The organism is Duganella alba, assembly GCF_009674495.1.
Lineage (GTDB): Bacteria > Pseudomonadota > Gammaproteobacteria > Burkholderiales > Burkholderiaceae_D > Rugamonas > Rugamonas alba.
This window is the reverse complement of record NZ_WKJN01000003.1, coordinates 299,598-318,920: the sequence shown is the minus strand read 5'-3', so window position 1 is coordinate 318,920 and position 19,323 is coordinate 299,598. Positions and strand designations below refer to the sequence as shown.

Annotated in this window: 14 protein-coding genes; 3 read left to right on the top strand and 11 right to left on the bottom strand. The window is 64.1% G+C overall.

Going from position 1 to position 19,323, the window contains the following annotated elements; translation table 11 throughout:
- Nucleotides 1-5 precede the first annotated feature (5 nt).
- From GJ695_RS04705 to GJ695_RS04685, 5 genes are all read right to left on the bottom strand, one after another.
- Nucleotides 6-1,844: a glycoside hydrolase family 28 protein gene (locus GJ695_RS04705; protein WP_154362436.1), complete on the bottom strand. Its 1,839-nt coding sequence runs from the start codon at nucleotides 1,842-1,844 to the stop codon at nucleotides 6-8.
- Between the two features lie 10 nt (nucleotides 1,845-1,854).
- Nucleotides 1,855-4,449: a pectinesterase family protein gene (locus GJ695_RS04700; protein WP_166455087.1), complete on the bottom strand. Its 2,595-nt coding sequence runs from the start codon at nucleotides 4,447-4,449 to the stop codon at nucleotides 1,855-1,857.
- Nucleotides 4,446-5,237, bottom strand: a complete 792-nt coding sequence (locus GJ695_RS04695) for a rhamnogalacturonan acetylesterase (protein ID WP_154362435.1) — start codon at nucleotides 5,235-5,237, stop codon at nucleotides 4,446-4,448. Before GJ695_RS04695 ends, GJ695_RS04700 begins: the two co-directional genes overlap by 4 nt.
- A gap of 96 nt (nucleotides 5,238-5,333) precedes the next feature.
- Complete coding sequence (locus GJ695_RS04690; protein ID WP_154362434.1) at nucleotides 5,334-8,054, bottom strand: TonB-dependent receptor plug domain-containing protein; 2,721 nt, start codon at nucleotides 8,052-8,054, stop codon at nucleotides 5,334-5,336.
- A 230-nt stretch (nucleotides 8,055-8,284) separates the two neighbouring features.
- The gene (locus GJ695_RS04685) at nucleotides 8,285-8,989 is read right to left on the bottom strand and encodes a FadR/GntR family transcriptional regulator (protein WP_154362433.1); all 705 of its coding nucleotides are present in this window, start codon (nucleotides 8,987-8,989) and stop codon (nucleotides 8,285-8,287) included.
- Nucleotides 8,990-9,271: 282 nt separating this feature from the next.
- On the opposite strand from GJ695_RS04685, the gene garD reads away from it, so the two are divergent.
- Nucleotides 9,272-10,837, top strand: a complete 1,566-nt coding sequence (gene garD, locus GJ695_RS04680) for a galactarate dehydratase (RefSeq protein WP_154362432.1) — start codon at nucleotides 9,272-9,274, stop codon at nucleotides 10,835-10,837.
- Nucleotides 10,838-10,860: 23 nt separating this feature from the next.
- The gene (locus GJ695_RS04675) at nucleotides 10,861-11,667 is read left to right on the top strand and encodes an NAD-dependent epimerase/dehydratase family protein (protein WP_154362431.1); all 807 of its coding nucleotides are present in this window, start codon (nucleotides 10,861-10,863) and stop codon (nucleotides 11,665-11,667) included.
- Between the two features lie 107 nt (nucleotides 11,668-11,774).
- On the opposite strand, the gene GJ695_RS04670 is transcribed toward GJ695_RS04675, so the two are convergent.
- From GJ695_RS04670 to lepB, 3 genes are read right to left on the bottom strand one after another with little or no spacing between them, the layout of a single operon-like run.
- Nucleotides 11,775-14,114: a CPBP family intramembrane glutamic endopeptidase gene (locus tag GJ695_RS04670; RefSeq protein ID WP_154362430.1), complete on the bottom strand. Its 2,340-nt coding sequence runs from the start codon at nucleotides 14,112-14,114 to the stop codon at nucleotides 11,775-11,777.
- Nucleotides 14,111-14,851, bottom strand: a complete 741-nt coding sequence (locus GJ695_RS04665; protein ID WP_154362429.1) for an ABC transporter ATP-binding protein — start codon at nucleotides 14,849-14,851, stop codon at nucleotides 14,111-14,113. The genes GJ695_RS04670 and GJ695_RS04665 overlap by 4 nt, the downstream gene beginning before the upstream one ends.
- 58 nt (nucleotides 14,852-14,909) lie before the next feature.
- Nucleotides 14,910-15,587 (bottom strand): signal peptidase I, encoded by a 678-nt coding sequence (gene lepB, locus GJ695_RS04660; RefSeq protein WP_154362428.1) that lies wholly within the window; start codon nucleotides 15,585-15,587, stop codon nucleotides 14,910-14,912.
- A gap of 90 nt (nucleotides 15,588-15,677) precedes the next feature.
- Here lepB and GJ695_RS04655 point away from each other — a divergent pair, with 90 nt between their 5' ends.
- A complete protein-coding gene (locus tag GJ695_RS04655) occupies nucleotides 15,678-15,959 on the top strand; it encodes a hypothetical protein (protein WP_154362427.1) in 282 nt (93 codons plus the stop codon).
- Here the strand turns inward: GJ695_RS04655 and ggt are convergent.
- The 3 genes from ggt to rpoH all read right to left on the bottom strand — a co-directional run bounded on the left by ggt (nucleotide 15,901) and on the right by rpoH (nucleotide 19,205).
- The gene (gene ggt, locus GJ695_RS04650; protein ID WP_154362426.1) at nucleotides 15,901-17,664 is read right to left on the bottom strand and encodes a gamma-glutamyltransferase; all 1,764 of its coding nucleotides are present in this window, start codon (nucleotides 17,662-17,664) and stop codon (nucleotides 15,901-15,903) included. The two genes, GJ695_RS04655 and ggt, sit on opposite strands and share 59 nt — an antisense overlap.
- 11 nt (nucleotides 17,665-17,675) lie before the next feature.
- Nucleotides 17,676-18,164 (bottom strand): hypothetical protein, encoded by a 489-nt coding sequence (locus GJ695_RS04645; RefSeq protein WP_229260385.1) that lies wholly within the window; start codon nucleotides 18,162-18,164, stop codon nucleotides 17,676-17,678.
- A gap of 153 nt (nucleotides 18,165-18,317) precedes the next feature.
- Entirely contained in the window at nucleotides 18,318-19,205 is an 888-nt protein-coding gene (gene rpoH, locus GJ695_RS04640; RefSeq protein WP_371865143.1) for an RNA polymerase sigma factor RpoH, read from the bottom strand.
- Nucleotides 19,206-19,323 lie beyond the last annotated feature (118 nt).

The following is a 19,323-nucleotide window of genomic DNA, read 5'->3' as shown; positions in this document are numbered from 1 at the left end:
TCCCCTCAGGCCGACAGCGTGGTGTTGTGCACCTTGTCGCCGATGGTCACATTCTTCAGTGTCATGTTCTTGACGTTGTAGAGGAACCATGGCGATGCCGCATTCACCGGCGTGCCGAAATCGCAATCGCTGATCGACACATTCGTCACCGGGAACACCGGCGGCATCGGCTGCGGACCGTTGTAGTCCGACGCCACCGGGCCGAGAATCACGATCGCCTGGAAGCACGACGCGGTCTTGCCATCCTTGCTGACGTTGCTGGCCTTGATGTTGGAAATCTGGATGTTGTCCACAATCGGCGGGCGGATGCGCACGTTGTCGCTGATCGGCGTGTAATCGCAATCGAAGGTGACGATGGCGCCAGCCGCTGTGGCGACCGTCTTCGACTGGATCGGCGAACCTGGCAGCGAGGCATAGAACGACGGCGAAATCTGCACCCCATTCGGCACCGTGCAATCGCGGACATAGAAATTGCGCAGGTAGCCGCCGCGATTCATATTGGTCTTCATGCGGATCGCCGTGTTGAGCGGATTGGTTTTCCAGTTGGCGTTCTCGAACACCAGCTTTTGCGCGAACACGTTCTGGATGCCGCCGGCCATCTCGCTGCCCAGCGTAATGCCGCCGTGGCCGCTGTGCATGATGCAGTTCTGGACCACGATGTTCTGCGAAGGACCATACTGCGTATCCTGGTCCTTGCCGGCCTTGATGGCGATGCAGTCGTCGCCGGTGTCGAAGGTGCAGCCTTCAATCAGTACATGGTCGCAGGCTTCCGGATCAAAGCCGTCGCTGTTCGGGCCGTGGCTGTGCATGTAGACGTTGCGGATCACCAGATTGCGGCAGTGGACCGGATGGTGCTGCCAGAACGGCGTGTTCTGCACCTTGTAACCCTGCAGCAGCACATTGGTGCAACCGATAATCTGGATCATCGGCGCGCGCAGATAGTGGCCAATGCCAAAGACGCGCTTCGACAGCGGCACGCCGGCTTCCGACAGCGCCGGCAGATACTGCGCATCCGCGCGCCACTTGCCGCCTTCACCCTGAATCAGCAGGCGTTCCTCTTCGGTCAGTGCCGGCGCGACCATGGCCAGCGATTCCGCGTTCAACGGATTCTCGGTGTTTTCCGACATCTTGCCGGCCTTGAAGTTGGGCGTAGTGCCCTGGCCGATGGAGTTGATGGTTTTCTGCTTGCCCTTCCAGGTCCACCACGAATCGCCGGCATCGTTGAACGGCACGCCGCCCTGGCCGTCGAGGATGGAAGTCCAGTCCTCGCCGGTGAGGGCGATGTTGTCCTGGCCGTAGGCGTAGATCATCGACGAGTAGTTCAGGCAGTCGTTGCTCTGCCAGCGCGAGATGGTCAGCTTGCCGTTCTTGCCGCAGTCGATGTCGCCGTACTTGGCGTAGTGTTCCGGATTGTGGCTGAAGTAGAGATGCGCGCCTTTGGCCAGGTGCACGTTCACGTTCGACAGCAGCACCATCGGGCCGGCGCAGTACCAGTCGCCGGCCGGAATCAGCACGCGTCCGCCGCCGGCCGCGTTGCAGGCCTTGATGGCGGCCTTGATGGCGGCGTAGCAGTCGCTTGCGCCGGCAACCGGCGTGCCCAGTTCCTCCTGGTCCTCATGCGATACCCACGCCTTCACCTTGGTCAGCTTGCACGGTTTGGCGCCGTAGGCGGTGATGTTGAAGTCCTGCTTGCGGAAGTTGCGCGGACGGGAGACGTGATCGACGATAGCCTGCGCCTGCAGCCATGGATCGGGCGCGGTGGCGGCAATGGCCGGCAGGGTGAGCGACACGCCCGCCGCAGGCAAGGCTTTCATCAGGCTGCGGCGCTGGTTGTTGATGGTCATGCTGTGTTCCTTATTCATCTGAATTGTTGAACTCACCGAGGAAGACATCGGCCGGCGAAGGTGGTTTGGCGTAGCCGAGATCCTTGACGGGATCGATGCTGGCTTTAATCAGGTTGTTCCAGTGGTCGTCCGAGTTGTACTGCGCCGGACGAAAGGAAATCGCGCCGGGCTTGTTCCAGTCAGCCCAGGGATGCTGGCGGTTGATGTGCGCGCCGATGCGCGAATTCAGCACCACCATTTTGCCGACCGCTTCCAGCGATACGCGCGCCACGGTGCCTGCGGGCGCCTTGTAGCCGTTGGCGGGGCCGTAGGTGCAGCTGTAACCATCCAGTGCCAGCGGCGCATATGGCGTGCAGCGCGAGCTGGCGAACCATTGGCGCAGCAGGTAGAAGTCGCCGTTCTTCCTGCCTTCGTGCGTGAAGCGGCAGTTGTCGAAGACGAAGCCGTATTTGGTTTTCAGGTAGGTGTTTGGTGCGGCGGTGTAGGACACGCCGCGATCGCCGAGCGTGCGGATCTCGGTCTGGTAAAAGTAGGCGGTGCTGTCGCCGAAGATGAAATCGACATCGCCTTCGATATACGATTTGTTGAAGAAGCTGCGCACGGTGCTGCCGATCTGCGGCGACTTCAGATACAGCGTGTCCTGAAAGCCGATCAGGCGGATGTTCTCGAACTGCGCCTTGTCGGCGCTGTCCACGCTCAGCGCCAGCGCCTGGTGGTGGACGTTGTTGATGTTCGGGAGTTCCTCGGCGCGGGCGTTGCCGGTGTCCTTGTTGTAGCCGTTTTCAAAGGTCAGGTTGCGCGCCTGGAAGCCGTTGTTCTGCGTCCAGACGGTTTGCGTGCCGAAGGTGCCGATCTGCGCGCGGTCCTTGATGGTGGCGTACATGGCCTGCACCGCCGGCGCGGCTTTGGCGAACTGCGGGCCGTACAGGGCGTCGTAGGCGGCGCCGGTCATCGAGGCTTCCAGTTTGGCGGTGATGCGCGTGGCTGCCGCATCCTTGCCTTCACCGTACATCGTGATCTGTGTGGCGGAGGCTGGGATGTAGACCAGCTCCGGATAAACGCCGGGCTTCAGCAGGATATAGACGCGCCTGGCCTTGCTGTCGGCCACCGCGCGGCTGACGGCTTCCTGCACCGTGTTGAAGGTGCGCGCGCCATCAGCCTTGGCGTCCTTGTCGGCAATATAGTCCGGCGTGAAGGCGGCGCCCTTGGCCAGCGGATCGTTGAGCGGATCCCATGGATCGACCGTTTCCTTGCCGGCCACGCCGACGTACTTCAGCACTTCGCCATATGAGAACTGCCTGGCCTGGTCCAGCGTCAGCTGCGGGCGCGTGCTGGCTGCCGCCGATTCAGGGAACGGCGCGAAGCGCGTGGCGCAGTTGCTGCTGTCGCTGGCGCCGATCGCTTCGCCGGAGAGTCTGGCGAATTCGATCCTGCGGTCCGCTTTGCCGCTGATGCTGACGTCATGCAGCCTGGCCTGCACCGGCCGCTGCTCGTCGTAGCCCTGCACCACCACACGGCCCGGCGACACGCTGTGCACATCATCGAAGGCAATGTTGGTGAACACCGGCACCTGCGTGCCTTCCGCATCCTTGGTGTAGCGCGTGCTGATGTCGATCGGCGTCTTGACGTCGCGCAGGCACACATTGCGATAGCTGACCTGGTCCACCACGCCGCCGCGCGACACATCGCTCTTGATGCGCAGGCCGGAGGTGGTGCCGTCCATGCTCAGGTCTTCGACCAGCACGCGGCGCACACCGCCATTGGTCTCGCTGCCGATGGACATGCCATGGCCGCTGTAGAAGCGGTTATGCACGATGGAGACATTTTCCGTCGGGCCGTTGTTGCCGGCCTTGACGGCCACATTGTCGTCGCCGGTGCGGATATGGCTGTAGGCGATGGTGATGTTGCGCGACGAGATGGGATCGATGCCGTCGGTATTGCGCGCGGTGGCCGGCGTGTCGATGCGCACGCCCCATGCGGTGAAGCCGTCCACCCTGTTCAGGGTCACGTGGAAGTTGGGCGAATTGCGCAGCGTGATCTTGTGCAGCGTGATGTCGCTGGCGTTGGTGATCTCGATCAGACGCGGCACGTTCTGGCGCGCGTCTTCCTTTTGCGCGCGGCGCGCCAGCTGCCACCACGATTCGGCGCCGCCGTCGACTACGCGGCCGCCCTGGCCGTCGATGGCGCCTTCGCCGTAGATGCCGCTGCCCTTGGCGCCGTCGATCGTGATGAAGGGCTTGCAGCCGCGTCCCAGCTTGTCGACCGTGCCGCAAGTGCCGGCGCCGCGGTCGTACAGCTTGGGATTGCCGCTGGCTTGCAGCGTGGCGCCGGCGTCCACCAGCAGGCTGACGCCGCTGCGCAGATTCAAAGGACCGGAGACGAAGCGCTGCTTCTCGTTGTTACCCGACAGCCGCACGGCGCGGCCGGCGGGGCATTGATCGATGGCGGCCTGGATGCGTGCGGTGTCGTCAACGCCGGCGCCGGCGGTCAGCACGGTGCACGATGGCGGCGGCGTTGGTTCGGTTACCTTGCGGGTGTCTTGCGCGTGGGCCGTGGTGGCGGCAAGCAGCACCGCCAGCGCGGCGGAGAGGCGATGTTTCGTCACTGCTCGCTCTCCGGCTTGAACTGGCCTGCGATTTCAGGCAGGGTGTGTTTGATTTCTTCCATCACCATGCGCGAGAAATAGGCGGCGCCCTTGACGCCCACGTGGGTGCGGTCGAAGGCCGACTTGGCGGCGCCCGCCACTTCCACCTTGCCGGCGGCCGGCGCCACGCCGTAGTCGGCGGGACGCGGCACCATGGCCAGCGTGTCGGCTTCGTCCTGGCCCATGGCCTGCACGGCGGCGTAGCTGTCGGCGTTCAGGTCCAGCAGTGGCACTTTTTGAGCGGCGGCGGTGGCGCGAATCACATCGTTCCACGGGCCGAAGTTGTTTTCCAGGACGCCGTCCTTGAAGGTGCGGCGGGTCAGCGGCGTGACCAGCACCGGCACGCCGCCCAGTGCTTTCACTTCCTGCACGTAGCGCGTCATGTTGGCGGGGAATTCGGTTTTGATGTCGGTGGAGCGGCCCGGCTTGCCCGGCTGGTCGTTGTGGCCGAACTGGATCAGCACATAGGTGGCGCGGTAGGCGGCGGCGCCGCGCAGCAGGCCTTCCACTTCGTCCCAGCGGCCTTCGGCGCGGAAGCTGCCGGAGCTGCGGCCGCCCTTGGCGAGATTGAGACAGGTGTTGGCGCGGTTGACGCGCGCGCAGAAGGCGTCGCCATAGCCGCTGGTGTTGGCCATGGTCGAATCGCCGACCAGGATGATGCGGATTGGTTTGCTCGGCGCATCGGCTGCTTGCGCACCGCCGGCCAGCAGCGCCAGGGACAAGGTGAGGACGGAGGAAATCAATTTCATGGTGCGATCCAAAAAAAAGGGCGCCGGCCGTGATGCGGTCCGGCGCCCATTCACATGCTTAGGCAGAGTGATTCAGCTTATGCAGCCACGCTTTCATCAGAAAGTGTAGGTCATGCGCACGTTGTACGCGCGGCCGATGGCGCTGCCCGCGCTGCTCAGGTAACCATAGGTGTACAGGCTGCTGTTGGTTGCCGGCGGCGCGACGTTGAACAGATTGGTGATGCCGGCGGTAACCTGGATATTCTTGAAGCCGCTGTACGTGGTGGTTGCGTTCCACAGCTTGTAAGAATTGATGTTGCGCCAGTACTGCTTGGCCACCAGATTCTGGTCGGTGTATTTCGAGTTGTAGTTCTGGGTCAGCTGGCTGTTCCAGTTACCGGCAGCCCAGTTCAGTTTCAGCGTGTGCTTCCAGCGGTAGGTGATGATCGGGAAGCTCGACGTGGTGCCGTTGCTGGCCAGGCCGAACTGGCCGATGTTCGACACGTACGGGCTGCCGTTATACAGCTGGTTGTCGAACTGGGTCAGGTAGGTGCCGTCGATCGCCACCTTGAAATCGCCGTAGGCGGTTTTCGGGAAGTTGTACGAACCCGACACGTCCACGCCGGCCGCCTTCTGGCCACCCAGGTTCATCGTGGTGTTGACGATGTAGTTGATGGTGCCATCGGCGTTACGCACGAAGTACGATGCGTATTTGACCGGGTCCAGGAAGTAGACCTGCTCTGGCAAGTTGGCCAGCATGTCGGTCATCTTGATGTTCCAGTAGTCGAACGAGATCATCGCGTTCTTCACCGGCTCCATCACCACACCCAGCGTGAAGCCCTTGGACTTCTCCGGTTTCAGGCCGGCGTTGGAGCCGGTCTGTTTAGGCAGCGTGGTGTTGCAGACGGTCGATGCGACCAGGCCCGGCAGCGCGGTGCCGGTGCCGGCCACGCCTGGCGTGCCGCCCGGGCACAGGACCGGATCGTCCCACTTGGCGGCGGTCAGGCCGGTGGCGCCAGGCAGGCGGTAGCCGTAGGCGTCGAACAGGGTCGGCGCGCGGAAGCCGGTGTTGGCCGAACCGCGGAACATCAGCTGTTTCGACGGCTCCCAGCGGAAGCTGATTTTCGGATTGATGGTGTTACCGAAGTCGCTGAAATGGTCATCACGCACGGCGGCGTTCAGTTCCAGCGTTTTGGTGACCGGCATGTTGATCTCGGCGAACAGCGCGGCGACGTTACGCTGGCCTTCGCCGTGCGATGGCGTGGCGTTGGCGTAGGTGACTTCGGCGCCGATCGGCAGCTTGGTGTCCTCGGTGGTGTCGCGGTGCAGGTCGACACCGACTGCCAGTGCCAGCGAGCCGCCCGGCAGTTCCATCAGCGCGCGGCTGGCGGTGGCGTCGACGCCGGTGAAGGTCGATTTCGAGTAACGGTTCTTGGCGCCGTCGACGCTGATCGTGTCCAGGTAAGCCTTGCCGTCGGCGTCCTGCAGGCCGAATGGATTCAGCTTGCCGTTTTTCAGACCGTCCAGCAGGCCCTGGCCCTTGTAGTAGCCGGAGTAGTAGTAGTTGCTGCGCTCGGAGATACCGATCACCAGGCCGGCCTTGTAGTCCCAGCCCGCCAGCGTGCCTTCGTCCATCACGGCCAGGCGCTGGTTCAGCTGCACGTCCTTGGTGGTGGCCAGGCCGCCGTCGGCAACCGCCCAGGTCACGGTCAGCGGTGCGTTGTTCAGGCCCGCCACGGCAGGCACGCCGCCGCTACCGCCCGGATACCATTTGCTGGTCGACGGCAGGATGGCCGAGACGCCGTTGACCGCCAGCGCATTGGTCGGGTTCTTGGTGCCGAGGATGAACTCCTCGCCGCGCGAGTAGTCGACGGTGACGATGTGGTCTTCGCTCAGCTTTTTGGCGGCGCGGGCGTAGAAGGTCACCTGCTGGTTGGCGTACAGCGCGCTGCCGTACTCGTTGTTGTCCAGTACGCAGGTGCCTTTCTGGCCGGTGATCGAGTACGGCGCCAGGCAACCGCGGGTGCCGTAGGGATTCTGCGCGGTCTTGTTGGTCGGCGTGGTGAAGTTGGCCGGCGTGGCGTTGCCGCCGGTGCCCAGCGATGGCGCGCGGCCCAGCGCGGTCAGCATGTCGGCCGTGCTCAGGTAGGCGCGGTCGGACGAGGCCAGGCGGGTGCGCTGGTGCGCGTCCAGCGTGGCGTAGAAGCTCCATCCATCGGTTTGCAGGTTGCCCTTGCCCCAGGTGATGGTGGCGCGCTGCTCGTCGCCGCCGCCCTTGTGCTCCGGCTGCACGGCCTGGCCGGTCAGCTGCAGGCCTTCGAACTGGGTCTTGGTGATGAAGTTGACCACGCCGCCGATGGCGTCGGAGCCGTAGATCGACGAGGCGCCGTCGCGCAGGATCTCGACGCGGGCCAGGGCGCTCATCGGGATCACGTCCAGATTGGCGTAGCCGTCGGAGATCGCTTCGTTGGCCAGGCGGCGGCCGTTCAGCAGCACCAGGGTGCGGTTCACGCCCAGGCCGCGCAGGTTGATGTTGGTGCCGGAGCCGGCGTTCGACGGCGCCAGCGATGCCGATTGCGGCAGCGCCATCATGACGTCGGCCAGCGTGGTCATGCCTTGCTTGACCAGGTCTTCGGCCTTGATGGTGCTGACCGGCAGCGAGGCTTCATTGGCCACGCGCTTGATGCTCGAACCGGTCACTTCGACGCGGGTCATGGCGCCTTCGCCGCTGTCCTGGGCGTAGGCGGTGTTGGTCAGGGTGAGGACGGCCAGACTGATAGCGGTGAGCAGCAGGCGCGGTTGGGCGGAACGGTTCTGGACCGGTTTCTCGGACTTCATGGTGTTGTCTCCTTCGTCTCTTGAATAAAGTTATACGCAGCGCTGAACAGCGCCTGCGTGAGTGGAGCACCTCGCGTACTCCGTGCCGCTGTGACGAGGGCCGCTGTGCAGGGAGCAGAGGGGCGGCCGAGGTCAAGCCGGTCGATAACTTGATTGCTTTATTTTCGCGGCCGGCTTCGAGGCCGGTCCTGCGTTACTACGGGTGCTGTGTGTTCTTGCTGTGTGTTCTGTTATCCGCGCGAGAAGGTGCGGGTCACGCGTTCCAGGTGGGCGCGCATGGCTTTGCGCGCCGCCGCCGGATCGTGGGCGGCAATCGCCTCCAGGATGCGGCGGTGATCCTTCAGCGTTTCCTGGCGCAGTTCCTCGGTCTGGAAGTGTTCTTTCAGCTTGTGCCACAGGCGGCCGCGCTGGTCCCACAGATAGGTCAGCGATCCGACCAGCGCGCTGTTGCCGGTGGCGCGCGCGATGGCCAGGTGGAAGTTGCGGTCGGCCTGCTCGTTGCTGGAATAGTTGTCGTGGTTTTTTTCCATCTCGACCACCGCCTGCAGGATGGCGTCGACGGCGCTGTCGGTGGCGACGCGGGCGGCGATGGCGGCGATCTCGGATTCGATCAGGCGGCGCGCGGACAGCACTTCAAACGGGCCGGGACCGGCTTCCGGCAGGTCGGTGTCGGCCGGTTCGGGGATTTCGCTGACATAGACGCCGGAGCCGCCGCGCACTTCGATCACGCCGCCCAGCTCCAGGGCGATCAGCGCTTCGCGCAGCGAGGCGCGGCTGACGCTGAGTTTGGTCGCGAGGTCGCGTTCCGACGGCAGGCGTTCGCCGGCGCCGATGTGTTCGTTGCGGATGAGTTCCTGGATGCGGTCGGCCACCACGCGGTAGAGGCGCGGCTCGTGGGCGGAGTTCTCGGCAGGAAGAACGGTCTTTTTCAGCATTGCTTGTCTCGTCGTTATCTGTGGCTTATTTATTTGCCATCTGGTCAGGCCATTCTAAGGTGGTCAGACCAAATGCGCAATGTGGACTAGCCAAATTAATTTTAAACTGGCATACTGAATTCATCGAGCGGCCATCTGCGCCCCATGTTTACATGGTAAATTCCCCAGGAAACATGCGGTCTCCAGACTGTGGCGCTCAGGCCACAATTCCAGAGCTGGCCGGCCAATAACAGAAGTGGTCAGACCACTTTACGAGACCAAAAAACAACGTAGGAATGCCAGATGACGACACCGACGAGCGCCAACAACACGCCGCGCTATATCCTGATGCACGACAACGATAACGTCGCGATTGTCGTCAACGACGGCGGCCTGCCCGCCGGCGCCGTGTTCCCCAGCGGCTTGACGCTGCTGGAAGCGGTCCCGCAAGGCCACAAGGTGGCGCTGCGCGACCTCAAGCAGGGCGACCATGTGATCCGCTACAACGTCACCATCGGCTACGCGTCGAAAGATCTGCCGGCCGGCAGCTGGCTGGCCGAGCACAATGTCGAGATGCCGCCGGCGCGCGAGCTGACCGGCCTGCCGGTCTCGACCCGCCTGCCGGGGCCGATGGAGCCGCTGGAGGGCTACACCTTCCAGGGCTTCCGCAATCCGGACGGCAGCGTCGGCACCCGTAACATTCTGGCCATTACCACCACCGTGCAGTGCGTGTCGGGCGTGGTCGAATTCGCGGTCGAGCGCATCAAGAAAGAATTGCTGCCGAAGTACCCCAACGTCGACGACGTGGTGGGCCTGGAGCACACCTACGGCTGCGGCGTGGCGATCGAAGCGCCGGGCGCGCCGATCCCGATCCGCACCATCCGCAACATCGCGCTGAATCCGAACTTCGGCGGCCAGGCCATGGTCGTCAGCCTTGGCTGCGAAAAGCTGCAGCCGACGCGCTTGTTCCCGAAAGGCTCGATCCCGATCCAGAACGCCGGCGGCGCCGATCCCGGCCTGGTCTGCCTGCAGGACGCGCAGCACGTCGGCTTCATGTCGATGATCGATTCGATCATGAAGCAGGCCGAGAAGAATCTGGCGGAGCTGAACAAGCGCCAGCGCGAAACCGTGCCGGCCTCGGAGCTGGTGGTGGGCGTGCAATGCGGCGGCAGCGATGCCTTCTCGGGCGTCACCGCCAATCCGGCCGTGGGCTTCGCCACCGACCTGCTGGTGCGCGCCGGCGCCACCGTGATGTTCTCGGAAGTGACCGAAGTGCGCGACGGCATCGACCAGCTGACCTCGCGCGCCTCGTCGCCGGAAGTGGCCGACGCCATGATCCGCGAGATGGCCTGGTACGACGAATACCTGACGCGCGGCGGCGTTGACCGCAGCGCCAACACCACGCCGGGCAACAAGAAGGGCGGCCTGTCGAACATCGTCGAGAAGGCCATGGGCTCGATCGTCAAGTCGGGCAGCGCGCCGATTTCGGGCGTGCTGTCGCCGGGCGAAAAGCTGACGCAAAAAGGTCTGATCTACGCCGCCACGCCGGCCAGCGATTTCATTTGCGGCACGCTGCAACTGGCGGCCGGCATGAACGTCCACATCTTCACCACCGGCCGCGGCACGCCATACGGCCTGGCCGAAGTGCCGGTGATTAAAGTCGCCACCCGCAATGACCTGGCCAACCGCTGGCATGACCTGATGGACATCAACGCCGGCCGTATCGCCAGCGGCGAAGCCACCATCGCCGATGTCGGCTGGGAGATGTTCCAGATGCTGCTGGACGTCGCCAGCGGCAAGGAGACCTGGGCGGAGAAATGGAAACTGCATAACGCACTGGTGCTGTTCAACCCGGCCCCGGTGACGTAAAAAATAAAACAACGGAGACAAGCATGGCAAAACCATTCAAACGACTGCTGCTGACCGGCGCCGCCGGCGGCCTCGGCAAGATTCTGCGCGACCGCATCAAGCCGTGGGCTGATGTGGTGGTGCTGTCCGATATCGCCGACATGGGCGAGGCGCGCGAAGGCGAGGAAATCGTCCAATGCGACCTGGCCGACAAGGCAGCCGTCATGCGGATGATGGAAGGCGTGGAGGCGGTGCTGCACTTCGGCGGCATCTCGACCGAGAACACCTTCGAGAACATCATGCAGGCCAACATCCTGGGCACCGCCAATATCTACGAGGCGGCGCACAAGCATGGCGTCAAGCGCATCATCTTCGCCAGTTCCAATCACACGGTGGGCTTCTATCGCAACACCGACTACATCGACGCCACCGCGCCGACCCGCCCGGATTCGTTCTATGGCGTCAGCAAATGCTTCGGCGAGCAGCTGGCCAGCTACTACTGGGACCGCGTCGGCCTGGAGACTGTCAGCCTGCGCATCGGCTCCTCGTTCCCGGAGCCGAAGGACCGCCGCATGATGGTTACGTGGCTGAGCTACGACGATCTGGTGGAAGCGCTGCATCGCTCGCTGTTTGCCACCCGCGTCGGCTTTACCGTGTTGTTCGGCATGTCGAACAACGATGTGGCGTGGTGGGACAACAGCAAGGCGTCGCACCTGGGCTACAAGCCGAAGGACAGCTCGTCGCAGTTCGACGCCAGCTTCCCGGACAGTGGGGAGTATCCCGATACCAATGCATCGGTGACTTACCACGGCGGCGCGTTTGCGTTGGCCGAAATCCGCTACAAAGACTGAAACCCGTACGGCGCTGCGGCCAGGGTCTGTCCCCATGCGGGGACAGACCCTTTCGTTATTGGGATTTGAAATTTGTTTCGTTGATGGGCGTTTCGGTGCCCATGCTTCTACCCCTGCCAGAACTGGGACGACAGGATTGCCGCGTTGTAGGTGGCGTGGACCAGCATCGGCGCCAGCAATGTCTTGCTGCGTTCGTAGGTCCAGGCGGTGCACAGGCCCAGCATGAAGACCGGCAGCATCGACAGCGGCGGATGCACCACCGCGAAAACTGCCGCGCTCATCACCATCGCTTGCGGCGCTTTCATCGAGCGTCGCAGGCCGCCGTAGATCAGGCCACGGAAGATGAATTCCTCGCACAGCGGCGCCGCCACCACGGCCAGCGCCAGTATCCAGGTGCGGCTGCCCGTCATCACCGACGCGGGCGCCGACTTGAGCATCTCGTCCCACAGCGCCGTGTGCTGGAGCGTGGCCAGGTAGCCCAGGCCCGCCGCGCAGGCGACGGCGGCGGCGATGGCCGCGCTGCGCAGCGATAGCTGGATGTCGATGCCGCGCAGGATCGCCGGCACGCCGGCCGTCTTGCTGCGCCAGTAGACATAACGCATCAGCATGTAGATGGTCAGCCCGGCGATGCTGAAGGCGATGGTCATCGCCTTCAGGTCGGACTCGCCGATGATGAGCAGGATCACGCCCTGCAAAATGAAGAACGCGGTGGCGGCGATCAGGCCGTCGGCGGTGGAGACGCGCGGCGGCGGCGCGGCGGCCGGGTCGAGCAGGTAGGGCAGGGCGTCGCGCGCTTTCTGCCACAGCGCCAGCGCCATCGAACCGACCAGCACCATCACCACCAGTTTTTGCGACCACACATTGCTGTAGATCGACCAGGTGTAGAAGCTGGCCAGCAGCATGTAGAGATAGACGTAAGTGGGCCGCACGCGGGCGCGCGCTTCCACCGCCAGCGGATCGCAGGCAAACACGCCCAGCGAGACGGCGATCATCGAGTAGATCGGAATGCCGGCGAAGACGGTCAGCACCAGCACCAGCTGCTCCCATTCGAACGACGCGGTGTACCACGCGCTCATGCCGATCACGATGGCCGGATAGACCAGCGCCAGCGTGCCCCACAGCTGCGCCTTTTCCTTCAACATGCTTTCGATCGAGCGCGGCAGGGTGTACAGCAGCCACAGGACCTGGCCTTCGTTGTTCAGCGTCTGGAAGGCCGACAACATCAGCACGTACACGCCGATGCCGAAAGCGATGGAGGCCGCCACCAGATGATGGTCGCCCAGCTCCGCCATGCTATCGAGCTTGCCGTTGAAGACCACCTGGCTGCCGACGATGATCACCGGCAGCAGCAAGGTCTGGAACAGGAAGTTGCGGTCGCGGCTCAGCAGGCGCAGCTCGCGGCGCTTGAGCGGCGACAGCAGCGCATCCAGCCAGCGCGGCTGCGCCACGCCGGCCGGCGCCACGCGGCGCACGCTTTCGCGCGCGCCGGAATTGACCACGCCATGGCGCAGCTGATGGCGCAGCAGCGCCATCCCGGCCCACATCACCGCCGCGACTTCCGCCAGCAGCAGTGCCACGCTGGACGCCAGCTGTCCGATGTCCTGCGCCTGTATCGCCTGCAGCACCAGGCCTGGCGGCAGCCAGCCGGCCCAGGATGGAAAGGCGCGCGCCCAGTTCATGGCGAAGCCGTTCGCCTGCGGCATGCCGAGCGCCATGACGAAGTAGATCAGCGGCAGATTGAGCAATCCAGTCACCGCCTGCAGGTTGCGCAGCTGCGCGGCGGGAAGCCACATGCGCAGGCCGGTGTCGGCCAACGTGTGCAGCATGGCCGCCAGCGGCAGCAGCATGGCGGCCGCCAGCAGCGCGATCGGAATCGTGCTCCACGCATAGCCGGAGTACCAGGCGATCACGCCGTAGGCCGGCAGCAGCGCGAACCAGCCGGCGATGTTGCTGGCGCTGCGTTCCAGCACGCGGCCCCACAGCAGCGTGGCGCGCGACACCGGCATCGTCACCAGCCATTCCAGATCCCAGTCCGGCTGCGCCAGTTCCTTGTTCCCCAGCGGGAGCAGCACGGCGACCAGCAGCAGTATCGTCACCTCCATGCCCAGGCCGCGCATCAGCGCCGGCGCGAACGGCGCGCTGGCCAGTTCGTCGTCCGCGATGTGCAGGCGGCTGTGGTGCTCGCCCTGTTTGTCGACATACAGGCATTTGCTGGCCTGGTCCAGCTGGCACTGCATGTTGAGCACCACGTTGTGCGACATGACGACGAAGGAGAACGACATCACCGCCACCATCGCCAGCGTCAGCACCCACAGGCTGCTGCGCTTGCCGCCGCTGGTGTCGCGCGGTTTTTTCTTATTGAAGCGGAACAGGTTATTGAACAGCATATTGCGCTGGCGCGTCAGGCGCATGCGCGTCATCAGCCAGATGGTGCGCAGCGCCGTCATTGCGCGGTCTCTTCGGCGGCTTCGTCGGTGATCTTCAGGAACACGTCTTCCAGCGAGCCGCTGGCGGAGGCTTCGGCGCGGATTTCATCCAGCGTGCCGGTGGCCACCAACTGGCCGTGGTGGATGATGCCGACGCGGTCGCACAGCTTCTCGGCCATGTCCAGCAAATGGGTGGAGACGAAGATGGTGACGCCGCGCGCGGCCGCCGCCAGCAGGCGCTCCTGCACCTCGCGCGAGGCGCGCGGATCGAGACCGTTGATCGGTTCGTCGAGGATCAGCACCGCCGGGTCGTGGATCAGCGCGCAGGCCAGGCCGAGGCGCTTCTTCATGCCCAGCGAGTAGTTGACGGCATAGTCCTCGCCGGCTTCGGTCAGGCCGAATTCCGCCAGCAGCCGCGTGCTGCGCGCGGCCGCGTCGGCGCGCGCAAAGCCGTGCATCTCGGCGACGAATTGCAGGATCTCGCGGCCGCGCAGGTAGTCGTAGAAGATCGGTGTATCGGGCAGGTAGCCGACGCGGCGCTTCACTTCGGCCGGCTCGGCGTGGCAATCGAGGCCGTCGATCAGCACCTGGCCGCCGCTGGGCACCAGGATGCCCATCATCATGCGGATGGTGGTGGTCTTGCCGGCGCCGTTGGGACCGAGGAAGCCGAACACTTCGCCGCGCCGCACGGTCAGCGTCAGCGGTTTGACGGCATTGAAGCTGCCGTAGACTTTGGACAGGCCCTGGAATTCGATCATGTTTGCACCGGCAATGTTATGAATTTACTACATCATCATAACACCGCCGATGCGGATGTTATTGCTTTGGATAGAGGCTCATGCCGAAGCGCTCGGTGCGCGGCATCCAGTTGCCGGTGATGTCGGCCGAAGCCAGCACCCGTTCGGCGCGGCCGATCAGCAGCGCGCGCGGCACCAGGCCGATGTAGCGCGAGTCTTCGCTGTTGTCGCGGTTATCGCCCAGCATCATGTACTGGCCGGGCGGCACCACCAGCGCGGCGAAATTGCGGCGCGCCTGGATCTGCGGCAGGAACTGGATGGTGTGGCGGCTGTCGCCGACCGCTTCGTCGACGCGCACGGCGGCCAGGTCGCCGATGCCGTGGATGGTTTCGATGCCGTGGCCCAGCGCGGTGTAGCCGGCGGTCTGGCCGTTGATGATCAGCTCTTCGTTGCGCATTTCGACGCGGTCGCCGGGCAGGGCGATCACGCGCTTGATCAGGCGCGTGCCGTTGACCGGCGAGGAGAAGGTGACGATGTCGCCGCGCTGCGGCTCGCCCGTCGGGCTGATGACGATGTCGGTCAGCGGCACCTTGACGTTGTAAGCCAGGCGGTTGACGAACACCACGTCGCCTTCCAGCAGGTTGGGGTGCATGGAACCGGAGGGAATCGGATTCCAGTCGGCGACAGCGGTGCGGAAGATCCCGAACAGCGCCAGGAACAGTAAAAAGCCTTTATTGGCGCGCAACCATTTGTTCATGTCTTCCCCCAAGTGAGTGATGTTATTGGCGTGTGGCCGGTATTAATATTGTGAGCAGATTCTTAATCACGGCTTAGCCGCGGAGGCTTCATGAAACCCCATGATCTGCCATTGGCCAATGTATCGCTGGCGTCCACCCTGATCGGCAACACTGTGCTGGCGCTGATGAACGAGCCGGAAGACGCGCGCAGCGGCCCGGAGGACATGGAGGTGCTGGTGCGGACGGTCAGCCGCTGTCTCGGCTTCGGCGCCGATGAGGGGCCGCATCACGCACAGGCGTGCGCGATGGCGGCGGGGGTCATGCGTGAACTGCTTAGTGAGCGCTCTTCTGCACCAGCGCGCTGCCTATCCCGTGGCGGTGACCTTCGCTGACAGCCGTCACCGTGCCGTCCGGGTTGAACACCAGCGCGTTGGCGGCGCCGATTTCCTCCACATCCTTGCTCCAGTGCTGGCCGGTCTTCTCCAGCGCCTGCGCCTGCGCGCTGGCGACGAAGCCCGGTTCCACGTCGGTGGCCAGGCCGTTGCGCTCGGACAGGCGCGGCGCGTTCACCGCGTCCGGCATCGACATGCCAAGATCGACGTAGTTGAAGATGGTCTGCAGCACGGTGGTGATGATGGTGGCGCCGCCAGGGCTGCCGATCGAGAACGCCGGCTTGCCGTTCCTGAACGCCAGCGTCGGCGACATGCTGCTGCGCGGGCGCTTGCCGGCTTCCGGCACGTTGGGCGCCGGGCCGGAGAAGTCGAAGTCGGTCATCTCGTTATTCAGCAGGAAGCCATAGCCCGGCACCACGATGCCGCTGCCGCCCCATGATTCGATGGTGTAGGTGTAGGAGACGATGTTGCCGTCCTTGTCCGATACGGTCAGGTGGGTGGTGTGCGCGCCTTCGGCGATCAGCTTGTTGGCGTTGGGACGCAGCGGTACGCTGACGTCGTTCTGGAACGGATAGGGATCGCCGGCCGGGGCCTGGGCGCTGGCCTGTTCCGGATTGATCAGCTCGCGGCGGCGCGCGGCATAGTCCTTGTTCAGCAGGCCGGCCACCGGCGCGTCGATGAATTCCGGATCGGCCAGGTAGGCGTTGCGGTCGGCGAAGGCCAGGCGGCTCGCTTCCAGATACAGGTGCTCGGCTTTGGCGCGCGGCATGGACTTGAGGTCGTAGCCTTCGAGGATATTCAACGCTTCGGCGACAGCGATGCCGCCGCTGCTCGGCAGCGGCATGCCATATAAATCGTAGCCGCGATACGTGCTGTGCACCGGCTGGCGCAGGCGCGCTTCGTAGTTGGCCAGGTCGGCCAGCGTCATCTTGCCCGGATTGACCCGCACGCCCGGCGCGGTGGCCGGCGCGTTGACCGCATCGACGACCGCGCGCGCCATCTTGCCGCTGTAGAAAGCTTTCACGCCGCCAGCGCCCAGTTCGCGGTAGGCCTGGGCCAGGTCCGGATTGCGCAGCGTGCTGCCGGCCGGGATGGCCTTGCCGTTCTTCAGGTACAGCGCGGCGGTGGCGGGGAACATGGCGAACTTGGCTTCGTTGCCCTGCACCAGGTGCGAGAAGTTGTCGCTGACTTTGAAGCCCCTGGTGGCGACCTCGATGGCCGGCGCCAGCACCTGCTTGAACGACATCGAGCCGTAGCGGTCCAGCGCCTCGTGCCAGCCGCGCACCGTGCCCGGCACGCCGACCGACATGCCGCTGGCCACCACCGTTTCAAAGTCCAGCTCCTTGCCGTCTTTCTGGAACACGGTCGGCGTGAAGCTGGCCGGCGCCGTTTCGCGGTGGTCGATGGTGATCACGCGCTTGTCCTTGGCCAGGTAGATGACCATCAGGCCGCCGCCGCCGATGCCGCAGCTGAACGGATCGGTCACGCCCAGCGTGGCGGCCGCCGCGACAGCCGCGTCGACCGCATTGCCGCCCTTGTTGAGGATGGCGATGGCGGCTTGCGAGGCGGGTTCGCTGATGGTGGCGACAGCGCCGCCGGTGCCGGTGGCAACCGGTGTCTTGGCGAAGCTGAGGCCGGGCAGGGCCAGGGAGAGGAAGATGGAGGAAACGAGAACGGTGCGGGCGGGACGGGAGATCGGGATCATGTGGGCCGTGTTCAAGGAGAGTTTATGTTGCTCACCTTTAAGCTTACCCGATAATCCGGCGGCGCCTCATTTTTCGCCGGCACCTGTTGCGGTTCAAATCCGGCCAGCGTGAAGGTCAATCCGTGTTGCGTGACCGTGGCGGTGCCGTTCGGCATGCTCTCGGACAGCACGAAGTTGCTGGCGGTGCCGTCCGGATGCGACAGCGCGAAGCTGAAGCTGATGTAGCCGGCCCACACGCACACCGCACCGGCGCGGCAGCGGCTGTCGTTGACGCGGTCCAGTCGCAGCACCGGCGCGGTGGCGCCAATGCTGGCGTTGCTGCCGGCCACCGCCGCCGGCGTGATGGCGACGCTGGCGCCCTGGCGCAACGTGTAGGTGGTGGTGAAGTGCGCCGGCGCGGCGGCGCGGCCGTTGGCCGAGCCGCAGGCGTACAGGGTGGCCATCACGGCCACCAGCAAGGGCAGCACAATCAGCTGCCGTAGTATTGTTGTTTTCATCATAGACCTCTTGCCTCAATTGAAGGCAAGCTTAACAAAAAGACCATGGGCGTGGCGCACGAACGGCACGACCTCAGCGTTAGCTCAACGATGGCCCAAAAAAAAATTGCCGCCGGCGCGAACGCCAGCGGCAATCGGGGAACAGCAGCGCGGGGCTTAGACGTAAGCGGCCAGCGCGCCTTTCATTTTTTTCAAGGCAGCCGCCTCGATCTGGCGGATACGCTCGGCCGATACGCCGAACTCTTCCGCCAGCGTGTGCAGCGTGGCGCCGGAACCATCGTCATTGGCCAGCCAGCGCGCTTCGATGATGCGGCGCGAACGGGCGTCCAGCTTGCTCAAGGCTTCTTCCAGGCCTTCCGATTGCAGGCGGGTCACCTGTTCGGCTTCCAGCACGCGGGTCGGTTCCGACGCTTCGGAGGACAGGTAGGCGATCGGCGCGAACTTGTCATCTTCATCATCGGTAGGCGATTCCAGCGCGATGTCGCGGCCGCTCAGGCGCGTTTCCATTTCGATCACTTCCTCGCGCTTGACGTCGAGCGTCTTGGCCAGTTGATCGATCTGGGCGGGCGTCATCGCGTCCAGGCCGGTCTTGTGGCTGCGCAGGTTGAAGAACAGCTTGCGCTGGGCCTTGGTCGTTGCCACTTTGACCAGACGCCAGTTCTTCAGGATGTATTCATGCATCTCGGCCTTGATCCAGTGCATGGCGTAGGACACCAGACGCACGCCCTGGTCGGGGTCGAAGCGTTTGACCGCCTTCATCAGGCCGATATTGCCTTCCTGGATCAGGTCGCCGTGCGGCAGGCCATAGCCCAGATAGCCACGGGCGATCGAGACCACCAGACGCAGGTGGGACATCACCAGCCGTTCGGCGGCGCCCAGGTCGTTCTGGTCCTTCAGGCGTTTGCCCAGGGAGATTTCTTCGTCGTGCGTCAGCATCGGCAGGCGATTGACGGCCGAAATGTAGGCATCCAGGTTACCCAGGTTGCCACTAAACCCGAGTCCCAGAGCACTGTTTTTCGCAGGTACCACGGACATCATAGTCATTTTCGTTTCCTTCGCTTGTGATTGCTTATGAGCACTTATGTACTCTGTCGGACATATATTAGCACTCTCTGTCGTTGAGTGCCAATCATCCAAAATAAATGGGTCCGATAGTAAAAAT

Coding starts and splice junctions, on each gene's coding strand:
- GJ695_RS04705 (WP_154362436.1), bottom strand. CDS start 1,844: ATGACCATCAACAACCAGCGCCGCAGCCTGATGAAAGCCTTGCCTGCG.
- GJ695_RS04695 (WP_154362435.1), bottom strand. CDS start 5,237: ATGAAATTGATTTCCTCCGTCCTCACCTTGTCCCTGGCGCTGCTGGCC.
- GJ695_RS04690 (WP_154362434.1), bottom strand. CDS start 8,054: ATGAAGTCCGAGAAACCGGTCCAGAACCGTTCCGCCCAACCGCGCCTG.
- GJ695_RS04685 (WP_154362433.1), bottom strand. CDS start 8,989: ATGCTGAAAAAGACCGTTCTTCCTGCCGAGAACTCCGCCCACGAGCCG.
- garD (WP_154362432.1), top strand. CDS start 9,272: ATGACGACACCGACGAGCGCCAACAACACGCCGCGCTATATCCTGATG.
- GJ695_RS04675 (WP_154362431.1), top strand. CDS start 10,861: ATGGCAAAACCATTCAAACGACTGCTGCTGACCGGCGCCGCCGGCGGC.
- GJ695_RS04670 (WP_154362430.1), bottom strand. CDS start 14,114: ATGACGGCGCTGCGCACCATCTGGCTGATGACGCGCATGCGCCTGACG.
- GJ695_RS04665 (WP_154362429.1), bottom strand. CDS start 14,851: ATGATCGAATTCCAGGGCCTGTCCAAAGTCTACGGCAGCTTCAATGCC.
- lepB (WP_154362428.1), bottom strand. CDS start 15,587: ATGAACAAATGGTTGCGCGCCAATAAAGGCTTTTTACTGTTCCTGGCG.
- GJ695_RS04655 (WP_154362427.1), top strand. CDS start 15,678: ATGAAACCCCATGATCTGCCATTGGCCAATGTATCGCTGGCGTCCACC.
- ggt (WP_154362426.1), bottom strand. CDS start 17,664: ATGATCCCGATCTCCCGTCCCGCCCGCACCGTTCTCGTTTCCTCCATC.
- GJ695_RS04645 (WP_229260385.1), bottom strand. CDS start 18,164: ATGATGAAAACAACAATACTACGGCAGCTGATTGTGCTGCCCTTGCTG.
- rpoH (WP_371865143.1), bottom strand. CDS start 19,205: ATGACTATGATGTCCGTGGTACCTGCGAAAAACAGTGCTCTGGGACTC.